Origin of the sequence: Erwinia tracheiphila (assembly GCF_021365465.1) — a bacterium.
Classification (GTDB): domain Bacteria; phylum Pseudomonadota; class Gammaproteobacteria; order Enterobacterales; family Enterobacteriaceae; genus Erwinia; species Erwinia tracheiphila.
On sequence record NZ_CP089932.1, the window covers coordinates 438,811 to 455,492 of the forward strand.

The 16,682-nt window shown below is 56.5% G+C and carries 12 protein-coding genes and 6 pseudogenes; 16 read left to right on the forward strand and 2 right to left on the reverse strand.

Going from position 1 to position 16,682, the window contains the following annotated elements; genetic code table 11:
* Nucleotides 1-28: 28 nt before the first annotated feature.
* Together LU633_RS02180 and LU633_RS02185 are read right to left on the reverse strand one after the other, a co-directional pair.
* A pseudogene (locus LU633_RS02180) lies at nucleotides 29-586 on the reverse strand (IS110 family transposase); the annotation flags it as partial.
* A gap of 382 nt (nucleotides 587-968) precedes the next feature.
* On the reverse strand, nucleotides 969-1,196 hold the full coding sequence (locus LU633_RS02185; protein ID WP_071598894.1) for an FAD-dependent oxidoreductase: 228 nt from the start codon (nucleotides 1,194-1,196) through the stop codon (nucleotides 969-971).
* Between the two features lie 228 nt (nucleotides 1,197-1,424).
* Here LU633_RS02185 and LU633_RS26425 point away from each other — a divergent pair.
* From LU633_RS26425 to LU633_RS02260, 16 genes and pseudogenes are all read left to right on the forward strand, one after another.
* A pseudogene (locus LU633_RS26425) lies at nucleotides 1,425-1,677 on the forward strand (transposase); the annotation flags it as partial.
* 281 nt (nucleotides 1,678-1,958) lie between these two features.
* The gene (locus tag LU633_RS02190; protein WP_020322926.1) at nucleotides 1,959-3,218 is read left to right on the forward strand and encodes a cytochrome P450 family protein; all 1,260 of its coding nucleotides are present in this window, start codon (nucleotides 1,959-1,961) and stop codon (nucleotides 3,216-3,218) included.
* Complete coding sequence (locus tag LU633_RS02195) at nucleotides 3,211-4,413, forward strand: cytochrome P450 (protein ID WP_020322925.1); 1,203 nt, start codon at nucleotides 3,211-3,213, stop codon at nucleotides 4,411-4,413. The genes LU633_RS02190 and LU633_RS02195 overlap by 8 nt, the downstream gene beginning before the upstream one ends.
* 83 nt (nucleotides 4,414-4,496) lie before the next feature.
* A complete protein-coding gene (locus LU633_RS02200; RefSeq protein ID WP_020322924.1) occupies nucleotides 4,497-5,798 on the forward strand; it encodes a cytochrome P450 in 1,302 nt (433 codons plus the stop codon).
* Between the two features lies 1 nt (nucleotide 5,799).
* Nucleotides 5,800-6,069, forward strand: coding sequence for a ferredoxin (locus LU633_RS02205; RefSeq protein ID WP_020322923.1), 270 nt, complete (start codon nucleotides 5,800-5,802; stop codon nucleotides 6,067-6,069).
* Nucleotides 6,066-6,902, forward strand: coding sequence for an SDR family oxidoreductase (locus LU633_RS02210; protein WP_020322922.1), 837 nt, complete (start codon nucleotides 6,066-6,068; stop codon nucleotides 6,900-6,902). The genes LU633_RS02205 and LU633_RS02210 overlap by 4 nt, the downstream gene beginning before the upstream one ends.
* 64 nt (nucleotides 6,903-6,966) lie before the next feature.
* On the forward strand, nucleotides 6,967-8,280 hold the full coding sequence (locus LU633_RS02215; RefSeq protein WP_198292516.1) for a cytochrome P450: 1,314 nt from the start codon (nucleotides 6,967-6,969) through the stop codon (nucleotides 8,278-8,280).
* Nucleotides 8,281-8,427: 147 nt separating this feature from the next.
* Nucleotides 8,428-9,411 carry a polyprenyl synthetase family protein gene (locus LU633_RS02220; protein ID WP_020322920.1) on the forward strand — a complete coding sequence of 328 codons (984 nt, stop codon included), beginning with the start codon at nucleotides 8,428-8,430 and terminating at the stop codon, nucleotides 9,409-9,411.
* Between the two features lie 51 nt (nucleotides 9,412-9,462).
* Nucleotides 9,463-11,034 (forward strand): ent-copalyl diphosphate synthase, encoded by a 1,572-nt coding sequence (locus tag LU633_RS02225; protein ID WP_020322919.1) that lies wholly within the window; start codon nucleotides 9,463-9,465, stop codon nucleotides 11,032-11,034.
* Nucleotides 11,031-11,981: a terpene synthase family protein gene (locus tag LU633_RS02230; RefSeq protein ID WP_020322918.1), complete on the forward strand. Its 951-nt coding sequence runs from the start codon at nucleotides 11,031-11,033 to the stop codon at nucleotides 11,979-11,981. The genes LU633_RS02225 and LU633_RS02230 overlap by 4 nt, the downstream gene beginning before the upstream one ends.
* Entirely contained in the window at nucleotides 11,968-13,017 is a 1,050-nt protein-coding gene (gene fni / locus LU633_RS02235) for a type 2 isopentenyl-diphosphate Delta-isomerase (RefSeq protein ID WP_020322916.1), read from the forward strand. Before LU633_RS02230 ends, fni begins: the two co-directional genes overlap by 14 nt.
* 101 nt (nucleotides 13,018-13,118) lie before the next feature.
* Nucleotides 13,119-13,229, forward strand: a pseudogene (locus LU633_RS02240) (IS6 family transposase); the annotation flags it as partial.
* A pseudogene (locus LU633_RS02245) lies at nucleotides 13,223-13,348 on the forward strand (hypothetical protein); the annotation flags it as partial. The pseudogenes LU633_RS02240 and LU633_RS02245, both read left to right, overlap by 7 nt.
* 8 nt (nucleotides 13,349-13,356) lie before the next feature.
* Nucleotides 13,357-14,012 (forward strand): annotated as a pseudogene (locus LU633_RS02250) (transposase).
* A 281-nt stretch (nucleotides 14,013-14,293) separates the two neighbouring features.
* A pseudogene (locus LU633_RS02255) lies at nucleotides 14,294-15,200 on the forward strand (Rpn family recombination-promoting nuclease/putative transposase).
* 260 nt (nucleotides 15,201-15,460) lie between these two features.
* Entirely contained in the window at nucleotides 15,461-16,681 is a 1,221-nt protein-coding gene (locus LU633_RS02260) for a hypothetical protein (protein ID WP_051124356.1), read from the forward strand.
* The last annotated feature ends 1 nt before the right edge of the window (nucleotide 16,682 follow it).

Sequence of the window (16,682 nt, forward strand, 5' to 3'; positions counted from 1 at the left end):
CAGGTGGCGCGGTGTGGCCTCTGAGTTAGATCAGAGCGTCCAGATGCTCAGGCTCTGCGCTCAGGTTACGAAGCACATTTTCGATGGATTCAGTGACAGCAAGAGGTGTGTCCGTTGCCCGACATTTTTCCAGCCTGTTTTTTTCGCGGGTGCTGTCGGTGACAGGTGCATCACGTCGGCGGAGAAGTGCGCTGAGATGGCGGACATTCTCAGGCGGGGGGACCCACGGTTCCGGCACCTTAAGTGCACCGTAGCAGGCGAGCATATAAGCATCAACCTGGTCGTTTTTTGTCAGAATGTCCATGCCACGCGCAAATTCTCTGCTGCGATGTGGGTTGGCGAGCGAAACTTTAGCTCCGGCCTTGTAGAGGCCGTATGCAAGCGATTCATGATAAACCCCGGTGGCCTCCATGATGATATGGACATTGGCAGGTTCACAGTGCTGTTTGCTGAGCCAGCCGATCACGGCATCGGCTGCATTGAAATCGTTTTTAAGCTTGCGGGTTTTTACCTTGCCTTTGACACCTTCCCGCAGCAGACATAAATCCAGGGTTTTCTTGCTGACATCGATACCGAGCTGAAACATAGATGTTTTCTCCTTTCACTGAACCATCACGCCTATTACCCTTGTACATGCAGAGTCATCGCTCCTGGCAACCGTTGAATGTTAATGCTGGCGTGAAAGGTGAAGCGGAGGGCTTTTTCTGCCAATCAAGGTTCTCGCCATTCCGGGAGGGGACAAGCTCACTCCGCTTCATGTGATGGTAGCTAACCATCATATGTCTATTACATACAAGGAAGGAGAGGGCATATCCCCCTTCCGCCAGAGATGACGGGGATCGGGAAAAGAAGCCGATGTGGATATGTCGACCTGTTCAGATAATGAACAGTCCGGTTGCTTTCGCAGGGAAGCGCATTGCCCCCATCTCAGCAATCAGATGGGAATAATGTGGATCAAACAACTGTGATCAGTCCCTTCCCCCCAGGCGATCATGGGTCTCGAACAGGGTTACATCACTTACTCCAGCGCGCAGGAGTTCAGTTGCCGCGATAAGACCGCTGATACCGCCCCCAATAATAGCAACCCGGGAAGGTGTGAACCTGGCGGGGGAAAAACCTATGCTTCCTTCCGCTACGCTCTGCTGCAGAAAGGGGGTGATAGTCGTAAAACATGTCAATATTTGTCGATAAATCATCTAAAAACATTGACTTCATTATCATTTTATCTTCTCAGATATTCATAAGTATAACTTTAGAGAAATAATGCAGAATGAAAAAAAAGATAAATCTCAAAAGTGAATCGCCCCGGGAATCCTGGACACTAAACTCCCTGAGAAGACAGGTAAACTGATCACCATCGTCTATTTGCAACAGAGCCAATCTGGCGGGATGCCGTTTCCGCCTGTTGGGCGACAGAGAGTAGCAGGCGTTACCCGAAGGCACAGTATGGCCGTTACTGGAAGGGTACACTTCGCCAGGAAGAAAAAGGGCACCAGGCACAACGTGAAATATCTGGGGCGCTACTGAAGCGACCACCACTAGCTCGATCACCGTAAGGGGAAGCATAGACGCCAGGCTCTAAGTCAGGAAGAGATGCTCGGGCACTATATCGGCCACGTTTCGGCGCGGCATGTTAAGATGCTGCGTTACTCCGGCTGTCTGGCCAACCGCAAGCGCTGCAGACTTTTCGGTTCAGAGACACGGTCAGTTAAACAGAATATTCCTGACAGCGACTTAATGCGACAGAGCTTCAAACTTTCGCAAGCCCCCCCACACACATTTAAAAATGTTTTACAGCGCATTTTTCTTAATTTTATATACAGAATTTCTAATGTTTTTTTTGATTTTATTTTTTATATCTGTAAAGTACTGACGAAGTAAGCGCCCGTAAACATGAAATTTATTAAATAATTTTTTGAATATTGCTTAGGTCTTTCTTCGATACACAGGATCAATGCATGCGTAATGAAAGTGGATTTAGCGGGAGTGACATCATCGCTATTTCATCAAATCCGGCAGATCTGGACTCGGCCTCTACCCGGCTTTTGCAAAATGGTCCTATCGCACGCGTCTCACTCCCTGGCAGCATCGACACCTGGGTAATCAGTCATCATCACACCCTCAGGCAAATACTTGCCGACCCGAGATTCACCAGGGACTGGCGTCACTGGCGCGCCTTGCAAGAGGGCGAAATTCCCGAAAATCACCCCCTTATCGGCATGTGCCGCCTCGATAATATGGTCACAGCCCATGGTCCCAATCACCAACGACTGAGGGGCGTCCTGTCGAAGAATTTCACGCAGCAGCGCATTGCACTGATGCGCCCGTGCATAGAACAGCTAGTCACCGAACTGATTGACGCGATGAAACAGCAGGGCTCACGGGTCGATCTCATGGCCAGTTTCGCCATCCCGTTCCCCACCAACGTTATAGCCGAACTGTTTGGCCTGCCGGCCCCCCAGCGAGCCGAAATCGTCGCTTTAACAAACAGTCTCGCCAGCACCGTGGCGACGCCGGAAGAAGCCCGTGCAACAAGGGAACGCATTCCTCGTTTTTTCGAGCAGCTTGTCGAAACCAAACGCCTTAATCTCAGAGACGATCTGGCGTCTGCGCTGATACTTGCTCGCGACGACAGCGAGCTGACGTCTGATACCGAGCTGCTCGACATGCTGTTCATGGTTCTCTCGGCCGGGTTTGTCACCGTCTCCGGCGTTATCGGCAACGGCGTGCGGGCATTACTCACCCATCCCGATCAGCTACAGTTGCTGCGTAACGGCGACATCTTATGGGAACAGGCTATCGAGGAAATTTTGCGCTGGGGCAGCAGCGTCGCCTATCTCCCCTTCCGTTATGCGATGGAAAATATGGATATCGGCGGTCGTCACATCCGCCGGGGAGACTCCATCCTGATGGCATTCCACGCTGCTAATCGTGACCCGGACGAGTTCGGTCCGAGTGCCAGCCAGTTCGATATTACCCGCCAGAAAAACCGTCATTTATCTTTCGGGCAAGGGCCCCATTTTTGTCTTGGCACCGCGCTGGCACGGCTGGAACTAATGATCGCGCTTCCTGCCTTATTCACACATTTCACCGATTTCACGCTGGCGACGGCCGACGAGGACATCGGCTATATGCCGTCCTACGTCATCCGTTGCCCGTCGACCTTACCTGCCTCTTTCAGCAACACATCACAGAAAATTGAGGGAATCCATGTTTGAAAATAACCCAGTGCAGCTGCCGATGTGGCGCGTGAACCATATCGAACCGTCACCGGAGATGCTGGCGCTACGCTCACGCGGTCCAATCCACCGCGTTCGTTTTCCATCGGGTCATGAAGGCTGGTGGGTCACCGGGTACAACGAAGCTAGGACTATCCTGACCGACGAGCGTTTTCGTCCAGCTGGCATGCCGCCCGCCGAATTCACACCGGACTCCGTGATTCTGGGCTCTCCCGGCTGGCTGGTTTCCCACGAAGGCGTCGAGCACAGCCGTCTGCGCGCCATTGTCGGACCGGCTTTCAGCCCTCGCCGCGTACAAATGCTGACGCAACAGATCGAAGTCATCGCCTTTCGTCTGTTTGACGAGATGGCGTCCAGCCCGCAGCCAGTAGACCTGCGCAAACACCTGTCATTCTCCCTTCCGGCGATGGTGATCTGCGCGTTGATGGGCGTGCCGTTCGAAGACCATACCTACTTCGCAAGACTCTCTGACGAGGCCATGACCCATCAGCACGAAACAGGTGCGCGCGACGACTCCCGCGTGGCATGGGAAGCACTCCGCGAGTACATCCGCAGAAATATGCATGCTAAACGGGAAACGTCCGACGACGATCTCCTCACAGATCTCATGACGGCGGTCGATCAGGGAAATGTCACTGAAGAAGAAGCTCTGGGGCTGGCGGCGGGCATGCTGGTGGCTGGCCATGAAAGCACTGTGGCGCAGATCGAATTCGGACTTCTGGCCTTTTTTGAACATCCCGCTCAACGTCAACAGCTGATTGACGATCCGTCGATCGTGGATCAAGCCGTGGAAGAAATCCTGCGTATGTATCCCCCAGGCGCGGGCTGGGACGGTATCATGCGCTATCCGCGCACGGACGTGATGATTGCGGGCGTGCACATCCCGGCAGAAAGCAAAGTCCTGGTCGGCCTGCCAGCAACATCCTTCGACATGCGTCAATTCAAAAACCCCGAAGTGTTTGATATAAGACGAGAAAAAAAACCTCATCTCGCCTTTTCCCATGGACCGCACTACTGCGTCGGGGTAGCGCTGGCACGGCTGGAATTGCGCATTGTGTTCGGCAATATTTTCCAGCGGTTCCCTCAGCTACGTCTGGCGGTTCCTTCTGACCAGCTCACGCTGCGCAAAGAAATCATCACGGGCGGATTCGAGAAGTTTCCCGTGTATCTGTAACGCCCAAAATTAAAGCCTTTTAGGCCGTTATTAATTTGTCCGGTTTCCCAGCATATGCCTACAGAAAAGGCGTGAGATCACTTATGAGCACTCAAGAGCATTCGACACCGTCTGCAACCGACTACCGGGATGCATTCGCTGCACTTGCAGCACCGGAAAACAACTCGAACCCCTATGAATACATGCGCTGGCTGCGCGAGCACGATCCTGTCCATCGTTCAGCCTCCGGAATTTTCCTGCTGAGTCGCCACGCCGATATTTACTGGGCGCTTAAAGCAACCGGAGACACCTTTCGCGGCCCATCAGCGGGTGATTTGGCCCGTCTTTTTCCTCGGGCGGCCATCAGCCGGTCGCTGAACCTGCTCGCCTCCACGCTGGCCATGAAGGAGCCGCCGACGCACACGCGCCTGCGTCGGCTCATTTCTCGCGACTTCACGGTGCGGCAGATCGACAGTCTGCGACCAAGCATCGTGCAAGTGACTCAGACGCGGCTGGGCAATATCGCCTCCTCGCTGGAAAAAGGCCACGTCGTCAACCTGCATGAGGTGTTCTCCGTCGTCTTGCCCATGCTGATTTTCGCAGAGCTGTTCGGCATGACGCAGGCGGATATTTTCGAACTTGCCGCCAGTATCCGTACCATTCTGGAGGGCCTCAACCCGCACGCCAGCGACGAACAGCTCGCAGCATCGGATGCGGCAAGTCTGGAGGTAGAGCGCTATTTCGAAGGGCTGATAGAGAAAAAGCGTCGCGAACCGCAGTCAGACTTGGTATCGGTACTGGTATCCACGCATGACGATGACGACGACAAACTGTCGGACACAGAGCTAATCAGCATGTTGTGGGGCATACTGCTGGGCGGATTTGCCACCACTGCCGCGATGATCGATCACGCCATTCTCGACATGCTGGCGTTTCCTGAACAGCGCCGCTGGCTTGAGGGAGATGCGGCGTCGGTCAAAGCCTTTATCGAGGAAGTGCTGCGCTACGATGCCCCCGCCATGTTCAGTTCCATTCCGCGCATCGCGCAGTACGACATCACCATCGGCGACGTCACCATCCCCGAAGGGGCCGACGTACGCGTACTCCTCGCCTCAGGCAACCGAGATCCGGCAGCCTTTCCCGATCCGGACCGCTTCGACCCGTCACGTTTTCACGGCACCGCGCCAGGTATGTCCACCTACGGCCACGTCCTGCTGAGCTTCGGTCACGGTATTCATTTCTGCCTCGGTGCCCAGCTGGCCAGAGTGCAGTTAGCCGAGTGCCTGCCCGTCATCAACGCAAGATTCCCACACCTTGTGCTGGCCGGAGATCCCGTGCGAGAACCTTCCGCTTTCCTGAGGACCTTCCGCTCTCTGCCGGTCCGCCTGGATACGTCAGGGAGATAATATGAAATTGAAGGTCAACCCTGACTTATGCGGAACGACAGGACAGTGCGTGCTGACGCTGCCTGGCATGTTCCGGCAGCGTGATGAAGATGGCATCGCAGAAGCTTATACCGGCGAAGTGCCGGAAGAGCTACGCAAGAAGGTGTTGTTGGCAGCCAGCCAATGCCCGGTTGCGGCGATACATATCCTCGACGACGACGAGACTGAACAGCCTCTCGGTATCCACGAGGAGGATATCATTGACGTACAAAGACAAGGAGTGCCCGATTGAGTAAATTCAACGGTAAAACCGCAGTAGTCACCGGAGCCGGAGCGGGGATCGGAAAAGCCTGTGCGGCCGCGATCGCCAACGAAGGGGGGCATGTGGTGGTGGCGGACATCAACGGCGACAGCGCCGAGGCCTGGGCTGAGAACATCCGCGCCGCGGGCGGCGAAGCGATCGCCCTGTCCGTGGATATCTCGGATGAACGTAGCGTCGCTGCGCTGTTCACCCAGACAGAACATCACTTCGGCTGTGTCGATCTGTTGGTCAATAACGCCAGCGCCATGAATCTCACGCCACGCGATGTCAATATTCTGGAGGTGGATCTCGCCATCTGGGATCAGATTATCGCAACCAATCTTCGCGGCACGCTACTGTGCTGCCGTCAGGCTCTCCCTCACATGGTCGCCCGAGGAGGCGGTGCCATCATCAATATGACTTCCTGTCAGGGGTTAAGCGGCGATACGACATTGACCTCCTACTCCGCATCGAAGGCCGGTATAAACATGCTAACCGCGTCACTGGCGACCCAGTACGGCCAGAGCGGCATACGCTGCAACGCTGTGGCACCGGGACTGATTATCACCGAACGTCTGGCTGCCAAGCTGAACGATACCATGCGACAGCACCTGATGCGGCACCAGTTACTGCCACGTACGGGTCTTCCGGAAGACGTTGCGGCACTGGTGGTTTTTCTCCTTTCCGATGACGCCGCATTCATCACCGGTCAGGTGATACGCGTCGACGGAGGTATGTTGTCACACGTACCGACCTACGCTGACGGGGGCAATATTCTCCGTCCCGCACCCGCCAGTCCAGGCCACGACCTTCCTCGTTCGTAATGGAGATGACGACATGCTACTAAATCCGTTCAAACGCAGACCCCGTCCGGAACAGGGTATTCCAATGATGGCAGGCGCTTTTCCCGTGCTGGGGCATCTCCCCGCCATCGTACGCAATCTGCCCGGTCTGCTGCACCACGGAGAAAAGACCTGCGGCGACCATTTCTGGCTCGATTTCGGCCCTGCAGGGCACTTTGTGACCAGCACCCACCCGGACGTGTTCGCGCTGCTTAGAAACAAAGATGCTTCATCGACTCTGATTGAAGAAATGGCGAAAGATATGCTCGGCGGATCAGTAGTAGCGCAGGACGGCGTAATGCACCGGCATGCCCGCGACGCCATCAAGCCGACCTTTCTACCGAAGGGACTGACGCAGGCGGCTATCGGAGAAACCTTCGCTCCCCTCATCCTCCAGCGCATTCAACAGTGGTGTGCGCTGGAGGAAATCCCGATTCTGCGCGAATCGAGCGACCTGATGCTAACGCTGATTTTCCGCCTGCTGGGTATCCCTTCGCGCGACCTTCCCCAATGGCATTGCCAATATCGAAAACTAATCCGGTTGCTTATCGCGCCCCCCATCAACCTGCCCGGCACGCCCCTACGGCGCGGGCGCACGGCGCGCGACTGGATTGACGGACAGCTGCGGGAATACATCCGGCATGCACGCGCACATCCTGATGAGCCAGGCCTGTTCTGCGCACTGGTGACATCGTTTGACCAGAACGAACAGCAGCAGCCCGACGATACGCTGATTGCCAACCTGCGCCTGCTGGTGCTGGCGGGCCATGACACCACAGCATCGACGATGGCATGGATCACCATTGAACTGGCGCGTCGCCCCGACGTATGGGAGTCACTATGCGAGGAGGCGGAGAGACAAGGACAGATCCCCACCCGGCACACCGACCTGGCGAAATATCCGGTCGCGGAGGCGATATTTCGGGAGACGGTGCGCCTGCATCCGCCCACCACGCTCTTGCCCAGACGCGCCGTGCAGGATCTCGATATCGCCGGTCGCCGCATCCGGGCTGGCACAAATTTGTGCATTCCACTTCTGCACCTGTCGCACTCTTCCCGGATGCACGAACAGCCTGATGAATTCCGGCTGGAACGCTGGCTGAACAAGACGGAGTCGATCAAATCCATCGACGCGCTGCAGTTCGGTACAGGGCCTCATGTCTGCATCGGCTATCACCTGGCATGGCTGGAACTGATGCAGTTCAGCGTGGCGCTGGCGCTGACCTTGCGACGGGCAGGGCGGCGACCGCAACTCTTGAACGACCCCGATCAGGGCACTCACTACTATCCGACTGCACATCCCTCGATGGGTATCCGCGTCGCTTTTTCGAAAGATGCGGGCCGGAGCCTATCGATATGATTCAGGGGCGGCTGAGTCACGATGACCGCCAACACATAGCGAGGGAAGCCTGCTATCGAGACGGCTATCCTGGGAAAATGAGTCGACAGTGTCCAGACGGACTGACCTACGTTCTTGATTGATGACACGGAAACTATGGGATCGAAGATGATGAATATCCTCACCAACAGGCACAAAGCCCTTAAGTCCGCACTCGGAGCCCCTGAAACTGGCACCCGCGGACGTCATTCCCTTCATACGCAGAACGTGAACGTATGGATAAAAACCAATACCAAGCGCATCGAACAGGCGCTGGCGCGACTGTTACCCGCAGCCAACGACGATGGCACCTGCCTGTCCGAGGCGATGCGTTATGCCACGCTGCAGGGAGGTAAGCGCACCCGCGCACTGCTGACCAAAGCGGTGGGTGCGCTGAACGACACGCCTGCGTCCCTTCTGGACGAGATCGGTGCCGCTATCGAAATGATGCACGCCTGCACGCTTGTTCATGATGATTTACCCGCAATGGATGACGACGTACTGCGCCGGGGCCTGCCCACAGTACATGTGAAGTTCGACGAAGCGACGGCAATCCTGGTCGGGGATGCATTGCAGGCCCACGCCTTTCTTACTCTGACGCAGCTGGCGATCCCCGCCGAAAACCGCATCGCGCTAATTCAGGAGCTGGCACGCGCCGTTTCCACCGAGGGAGCCGCAGGCGGTCAGGCAATAGATTTGGCAATCGTCGGCAAAAGCGTGCCGCTGGAACACATCATAAAAATGCACGCTATGAAAAGCGGCGCGCTGGTTCGCGCGTCGGTACGCATGGGTGCGTTCTGCACGGTAATCGACGACACCGAACACCGCGAACTTTACGACGCGCTGGACCGCTACAGCGCTGCCATCGGCCTGGCGTTACAGATCACTGACGACATTCTCGATGCCACCGCAGACACCGCCACACTGGGGAAAACTGCAGGCAAAGACGCAGCGGCGCAGAAACCCACCTGCGCATCCCTGATGGGGATAAACGCCGCTCGCTCGCTGGCTTCAGATTTGTTTCACGAAGCCGAAACGGCGATTGCGCCGCTGGGGCCGCGTGCCGAAAAACTGGCGCTGCTGATCGCACTGGTAGCCAAACAACTGTCCTGATTTCCGGAACATGCTCGTCGTTGACGGGTGGCCCAGGAAGGAGAACTGAACATGCACGCTTTAGCTGAAAATATCCTGACCGAACTGAACACGCTGCTCTCCGACATGGACGACGGCGGCTACGTCGGCCCCTCGGTGTACGACACCGCGCAGCTGTTACGCTTTCATCCCAACCCCCCCGACCGAGCTGGCATATATCGCTGGCTAATTAAACAACAGCACGAGGACGGCGGATGGGGCAGCCCGGATTTTCCGCTGCATCGTCAGGTGCCGACTGTAGCGGCGATACTGGCACTGCATGAGGCACAGCCTCAGCCAGAGGGTGCCGCCGCTGCCCTCGCCGCCGCCGCCGTCTACCTGGCTCAGGAGAGGGATCTATATGCCGATACAATTCCGGACGACGCGCCTATCGGCGCTGAACTGATCCTGCCGCAGTTATGTCGTCAGGCGGCCGCACTTTTTCCCCATCTCGCCTACCCACGCTATGGCGCGCTCTATGAGGCGGAAGCCGCACGGCTGGGGAAAGTGGAATCGCTAACGGCAGTGCCGTCCGGACATCCTCTGCTTCACTCCTGGGAATCCTGGGGACGGTCTTCGACCGAGGTCACACCCGACGTATTCGGCAGCATCGGCATCAGCCCATCCGCGACCGCCGTCTGGCTGGGACGCGCCTGTGCCGAAAACCCGGCCTGTCTTCCCGAACACGCCACGCGCTATCTACACAATGCCTCGCGCGCGACCGGCGTCGGCATTGATGGCGTGGTGCCGAACGTCTGGCCCATCGACGTTTTCGAACCGTGCTGGTCGCTGTACTCGCTTCACCTCGCGGGCCTGTTTTCTCATCCCGGGCTATCAACCGTGGTGCAAAACATCGCTACCAACATCCAGGCAATCCTTACCCCGCTCGGGCTTGGGCCAGCACTATCCTTTGCGTCGGATGCTGACGATACCGCTATCGCTGCAGCGGTCGTACAGCTTTCAGGTCACTCGCTCACTTGCTATCCATTGCACCAGTTCGAAAAAGGCGACCTGTTCGTGACGTTTCCCGGCGAACGCAATCCGTCGCTTTCGACGACGATCCATGCCGTGCACGCACTGAGTCTGCTCGGCACAACCGCGCCCGACGCACGGGCCTATATAGAGAACAGCAAAAGCGCCGATGGCGTATGGAAAAACGAAAAGTGGCACGCCTCCTGGCTGTACCCTACGTCACACGCCGTCGCCGCACTGGCACACGGCATGCCGTCGTGGCGGGATAATGATGTGCTGTACAAAATTCTGGAGGCGCAACACCTGTCGGGCGGCTGGGGTGCCGGGGCCGCACCGACGCAGGAAGAAACCGCTTATGCACTCTTCGCGCTGCACGTCATGAACGACAGGGTAAACGCCCCCCTACGAGAGAAGCTGGTGTCGGCAGTCGCACGGGCGCGGGAGTGGCTGCTGGTGCGCTATCAGTCGAACCAGCTTCCCATCACGCCGCTGTGGATCGGTAAAGAGCTGTACTGCCCGCAGCGCGTGGTGCGGGTCACTGAACTGACCGGACTCTGGCTGGCGCTGAACTGGAACCCCTCCCACTCTGACGTCAGTGACACACGAACAGAAACGCCGGGAGAACGAATATGACCTCGCACGATGACGCCTGCCAGCAGGTGAAAGTTTGGGGTGAGACGCTGTTCGGCTTTCTTGACGAACATGCGGTGGAGGCCGTCCGGGGAGGACAGTTTATTCTCCGCCATATTCGGCCCGAACTGGCCGCAATTAGCGCGCGTACCGGACGCGATCCAGACGACGAAGCGCGAGAGCTTGCGTTCTATCAAGAGATGGCTCTGCTATTCTGGATTGATGACTGTCACGATCGCGGCGTGATGTCACCCGACGACTATGCCGTCGTCGAAGGTATCCTCGTCGGCCGGATGCCGGACGCACCTACACCGTCCGTAGGCTGTTCCTTCCTGCGCCATCGTCTGGCACAACTGGCCAGCCATAAACACGATTATTCGCAGCTGCTGGCTGACACTCAGGCGTACAGCACGGCGTTGCGTAACGGCAAGCGCCTCGCGAGCGACCCAGATCGCTGGTCCTATTCCGAGCATCTCCGAAACGGCGTCGATTCCATCGGCTACCAAAATGTGTTTGGGTGCCTGTCGCTGCTGTGGGGACTGGATATGCCCCGCTGGCGGACCGAACCAGCCTTTCAGAACGCCCTGAGCTTTCTCTGCGCCATCGGCCGACTGCAGAACGATCTGCATGGTCTCGCCAATGATCGCACCTTGGGCGAAGCCGATAATCTGGCGGTACAGCTCGAGCGCCGCTATCCCACGCTGGACGCTGTCGAGTTTCTCCAGACCGAGATCACTGGCTACGAAAGGATGCTGAGGCCGCTATTGGAGACGGCGAATTTCGATCCTGTCTGGGTACGACTGATGGAAACCATGCTAACGGTTAGTGATCAATATTACGCAACATCGACCCTGCGCTACCGGATTGATGACACAGCAACGACCGCCCCCTCATGCGATACGCGCCACGCATCAGGGGCAGTAACAGGGAGTGGGAATGAAACCGAGTGATACTCTAAGTCAACGCAAGGACGACCACCTGGATATCGTCCTGAGGCAGAAGACAACCTCGCACACCACCGCAGGCTGGGATTTCGTACAGTTTGAACACTGCGCACTGCCGGAACTGAATCTCGAGGAGATCGATCTGAGCAGCGCTTTGCTGGGTATTGAATTACGAGCGCCTCTGCTGATCAGCTCCATGACCGGAGGAGCTAAACGCGCCGAGGCTATCAACCGCCATCTGGCGGAAGCAGCGCAGTCGTTACGTATCGCCATGGGCGTCGGTTCACAGCGAGTGAGCCTGCGGACCGACCACCGTCAGGGGCTGACGCGAGAATTGCGCCGTATAGCGCCAGATGTCCCGTTACTCGCCAATATCGGCGCAGCTCAACTGCTGGAATCTGATGGGCTAACGCTCGCTCGCCGCGCGGTGGAAACGCTGGAAGCCAACGGCCTCATCATCCACCTCAATCCCTTGCAGGAGGCTGTCCAACCGGAGGGAGATCGTGACTGGCGCGGGGTACTGGGTTGCATTGCACGTGCGGCGGTCCACATCGGCGTCCCGGTGATGGTGAAAGAAGTCGGGACTGGCCTTTCCGCGCAGGTAGCACGAATGCTGGTCGATGCCGGCGTACAGGCCATCGATATTGCGGGCGCTGGCGGCACCCACTGGGCAGCAGTGGAAGCAGAACGCTCGCGCCACCCCGCCGACTGCGCGGTGGCCATGGCGTTTGCCGACTGGGGCATCCCTGGCGCCACCGCGTTACAACAGGTTCGGCAGGCGTTGCCGGAGACGACGATCGTCGCTTCCGGGGGCGTTCACAACGGCGTGAGTGCGGCGAAAGCCATTCGGCTGGGCGCCGATATCGTGGGTCAGGCGGCGGGCGTTCTTCAGGCCGCCACCCGGTCAACCGAGGCGGTGATCGAACATTTCAACATCCTCATTCGCCAGCTCAGAATCGCCTGTTTCTGCACGGGATCGTGTAACCTCGCGGCGCTGCGACAGGCTCGGCTGTTGCCTCCTCCCGGCATTATCCCCGTGTAACGCCGAATTCAAGACAGCTCCTTCAGGGAGAAACCAGGGCACAGTTGCAAAGATCGCTGTGCTGATAAACTTTGCTGATATTTTCATCAGTAGCACTACCCATGACCGTATTAAAAGGCCGACATTTCAGTCGTGACATTATTCTGTGGGCGGTACGCTGGTACTGCAAATACCGTGAACGACAGGAGATGCTGGCTGAACGTGGCGTGAATGGGACTGGATTAAGCTAATGAAGCCTATGGACTCGCCTCCGGCAATGGTCGCCAGCGCCATACTGGAGCATCGCAACGATACTGCCGCGCTCACCCACCTCCAGGAAACCGGGAATTAATCTGCTCCGTGGTTTCCGGTTTCAGTCCCCGCCCACTCAAAAAGCTGTTCACTGCTAACCAGTGCCGGACATCCTTCCTGGATGCTGCAGGCCTGCGTGATATAGAAGTCGAAGCCGTCACTAAAATGCTTGCCTGCGGCAACGCGCAGTATCCTCACGTCAGGTATATCACCAACGCCTGCCACAGCAGGGCCTGTCCGTCCTGCGGTAAGAAAGCCACTGACCTGTGGATTGCCGCGCAGCTTTAGCCGATTCCCGGCTGGTGCACTACGCTGGCGGCGCCACGCTGAACTTCCGTTATCACGACCACAATACGGGTGAGCAGGCTACTGAGAAACTGACGCAGCATGAGATGGTGAGACGCCTGAAGTAGCATATCCCGGAGAAGCACTTCTGGATGGTGCGTTATCTTGGTTTTCTGGCCAACCGGGTATGCGGCGAAAAACTGCCGCAGGTTTACAGGGTGCCGGGGATGGAAAAAACCGCGGCAGCGGTGAAGGTGTGCTACGCGCAGATGAGTAAGCAGTTCCTGCGGCGCGATCCGTTTGAATGCGTGTTGTGCGGCGGGCGTATGGAGTACCGCCGCGCGGTGACAGGCCTGAGCGTACAGGGGCTGAAAACCCACGCCCGGGAGATAAGCCTGATGAGGTACATCCCGGCCTGACGCAGGAAAGATCCCCTTCGCGCACGCTGGCAGCCTGAAAAACAACCTGGAAAAGCACAAATCTTCACCAGGTTGCGGGGAGCAGACAGACCCTGCAGCATACGAATCTAATGATGGTTGAATTTTAGTCAGTTCATTCCAGCGCAGAAATAGTTTCAATTTCCTATACGTGAACCACCCCGGCACAGTCCCCTGAAGGAATGGCAATTCCGTTCACCGCCAATGTCAGCTTTTTCCGGGCTGTGATAACATCTTAGGGTCATTTTTCAGAGCCAGGGCTGATGAAAAAGAAAAACAGCACACCCACTCCCCACGATGCCACGTTCAGGCAGTTCCTGACGCAACCGGACATTGCCCGGGACTTTATGGAAATCCACTTGCCCGCAGAGCTGCGTGCAGTCTGCGATCTCAGCACGCTGAAGCTGGAATCCGGCTCGTTCGTTGAGGATGATCTCCGCCAGTATTTCAGCGACGTCCTCTACAGCCTGAAAACCACAGCCGGCGACGGATATATTCATGTTCTGGTCGAGCACCAGTCAACGCCGGACAAACATATGGCTTTCCGCCTGATACGCTATGCGGTGGCCGCCATGCAGCGCCACCTGGAGGCAGGGCATAAAAAACTGCCACTGGTGATACCGGTGCTGTTCTATACGGGTAAGCGCAGCCCGTATAGAACAGCACCCGCTGGCTGGATGAGTTTGACGATCCGGTGCTGGCCGGTAAACTCTACAGCAGCGCTTTCCCGCTGGTAGACGTTACGGTCATTCCGGATGATGAAATTGCTGGCCACCGTAGCATGGCCGCCCTGACCTTACTGCAGAAACATATTCATCAGCGGGACCTGGCAGAACTGGTTGATCGGCTGGCGCCCATTTTGCTGGCGGGATATCTGTCTTCATCGCAGGTGATTTCTCTGGTACACTATGTAGTACAGGCAGGCGAAACAGCCGACGCCTTTGTACGCGAACTGGCACAGCGTGTGCCGCAACACGGAGACGCACTTATGACCATCGCACAACAACTTGAACAGAAGGGCATCGAGAAGGGTATCCAGCTAGGCAGGAAGGTCGCAATGAAGGCAAGCTGGAAGTTGCCCATACCATGCTGCAGAACGGCATTGACCGTAATACCGTCATGAAAATGACCGGTCTGACTGAAGACGACCTGCCACAGATCCGCCACTAATCCTTTCCTGACACGCCCTGCCGGGCCATCAGCGTAAACTGGCAGGGCAGGGCGGTATTCCTTCAGGCTCTGCCTGCCAGCCATCTCTGATGAACGTAGCAGCGCCGCAGGCGTGCTACGTTCTAAACCGTCTGCGCGTTCTGCTGCCGTGGAAAGTCGATCTCACATCTGCATAAGCGTCAATACGGTCTGGATGTGACGCTTACAAACACATAATAATTCAAACACATCTTTTTTTTATTTTCACAAGAAGTTGTGCAATGCCCATCAGTACAGTTGCAATATCCTCTGCAGTACCACGTCAGAGCGACGTCAAATATAACGTGAATGACGGCAGCGTGGAGTCAGCTCCCCTGTTGAGTCGTTTAAACTTCGTCAGCAACAGCACGAACGACCTGCAGGATAAAGAGCTGAAGGACAAGCTTGAAGAAGGCAAAAGACTGTATCAGGCTGCCCAAAGCCTTGGACATTCCGGCAACAATGATCCCGTTATGCCCGCCTTTAAAGGCGGGTGGCTTAAGAAATGCGGGATATATACCCTGCTTGGCGGGGCGGTGATAGGTGGCGTGTTCGGTATCGGAATGTTGGCAGGATATAAATTCGGTCGGGCCGCGAACGTTAATAACGGTGCCCTGGGAAACCGCCCGTCGCCGGACAGCACACCTCACCCTGCCATTAAAGTAAATCAGACGGAACAGGACACCATTCCTGATGACCGGCCTCTTCGCTTGCACATACCGCTTCCTTCTTATGACGAAACGGAACATGCCCATTTCCGTCGCCATCTGCCGGATGAAAACGTAACGGGCGGCCCGACCGGTCCCCGACAGATGAAGAGCAGAAAAAGGTCCCATAAAGCAAAAATGGCGTTCCCCACTGCCACAAAACGTGCAAACAGCGAGGTTACAAAACTGCTCCGCGCTCAGGGTCTGCTGGACAGGGGAAGGGTCAGCAAAGAACGCATGTTGTCCGAAGTGGCCGGCTATCTGTACGGCGGTGAGACAGGTATTGCGGGTAACAGGGAGCAGCTCAGGGATCTGGCCAGAAAGATGCTTGCTGCAAACAGACTGTATGGTGGACAGAATGACGAAGAACTTTCCTTCGCACGGGCAGAGGCCGTGGTTCGTCAGTGGCTGTTCAGCAACGTTCTGGGAAAGACACCCACAGAATATATTCTGGACAGGATGGAAGCAGATCCTTATCCGTCTTATTACACGGTCAGCAGTATCCTCCACCTGTTAGATTTACAGGAATTGTTTAAAAACCGTCAGATAAGTTATACAAAAATGCCCGAAAAACAGAGGGGAGTCTTTAATGCAATGTGGTATTCCGCCCTGTGGGCAGATATGCCCTTTCTTAAATTCACTGAAGATAAATCTTACGGCAATGAAAAATCAGTCAGCGCACTGGAACTCGGGAGCGGTGAATTTGCCAACCTCTTTACCGGCTCCCTTTTTCTGAAAAACCTGTCAGATGAATAAT

Bases quoted from the DNA above. Each gene is read 5' to 3' on its own strand.
- LU633_RS02185 (WP_071598894.1), bottom strand. From the start codon at position 1,196: ATGATTTATCGACAAATATTGACATGTTTTACGACTATCACCCCCTTT.
- LU633_RS02190 (WP_020322926.1), top strand. From the start codon at position 1,959: ATGCGTAATGAAAGTGGATTTAGCGGGAGTGACATCATCGCTATTTCA.
- LU633_RS02195 (WP_020322925.1), top strand. From the start codon at position 3,211: ATGTTTGAAAATAACCCAGTGCAGCTGCCGATGTGGCGCGTGAACCAT.
- LU633_RS02200 (WP_020322924.1), top strand. From the start codon at position 4,497: ATGAGCACTCAAGAGCATTCGACACCGTCTGCAACCGACTACCGGGAT.
- LU633_RS02205 (WP_020322923.1), top strand. From the start codon at position 5,800: ATGAAATTGAAGGTCAACCCTGACTTATGCGGAACGACAGGACAGTGC.
- LU633_RS02215 (WP_198292516.1), top strand. From the start codon at position 6,967: ATGATGGCAGGCGCTTTTCCCGTGCTGGGGCATCTCCCCGCCATCGTA.
- LU633_RS02220 (WP_020322920.1), top strand. From the start codon at position 8,428: ATGATGAATATCCTCACCAACAGGCACAAAGCCCTTAAGTCCGCACTC.
- LU633_RS02225 (WP_020322919.1), top strand. From the start codon at position 9,463: ATGCACGCTTTAGCTGAAAATATCCTGACCGAACTGAACACGCTGCTC.
- LU633_RS02230 (WP_020322918.1), top strand. From the start codon at position 11,031: ATGACCTCGCACGATGACGCCTGCCAGCAGGTGAAAGTTTGGGGTGAG.
- fni (WP_020322916.1), top strand. From the start codon at position 11,968: ATGAAACCGAGTGATACTCTAAGTCAACGCAAGGACGACCACCTGGAT.
- LU633_RS02260 (WP_051124356.1), top strand. From the start codon at position 15,461: ATGCCCATCAGTACAGTTGCAATATCCTCTGCAGTACCACGTCAGAGC.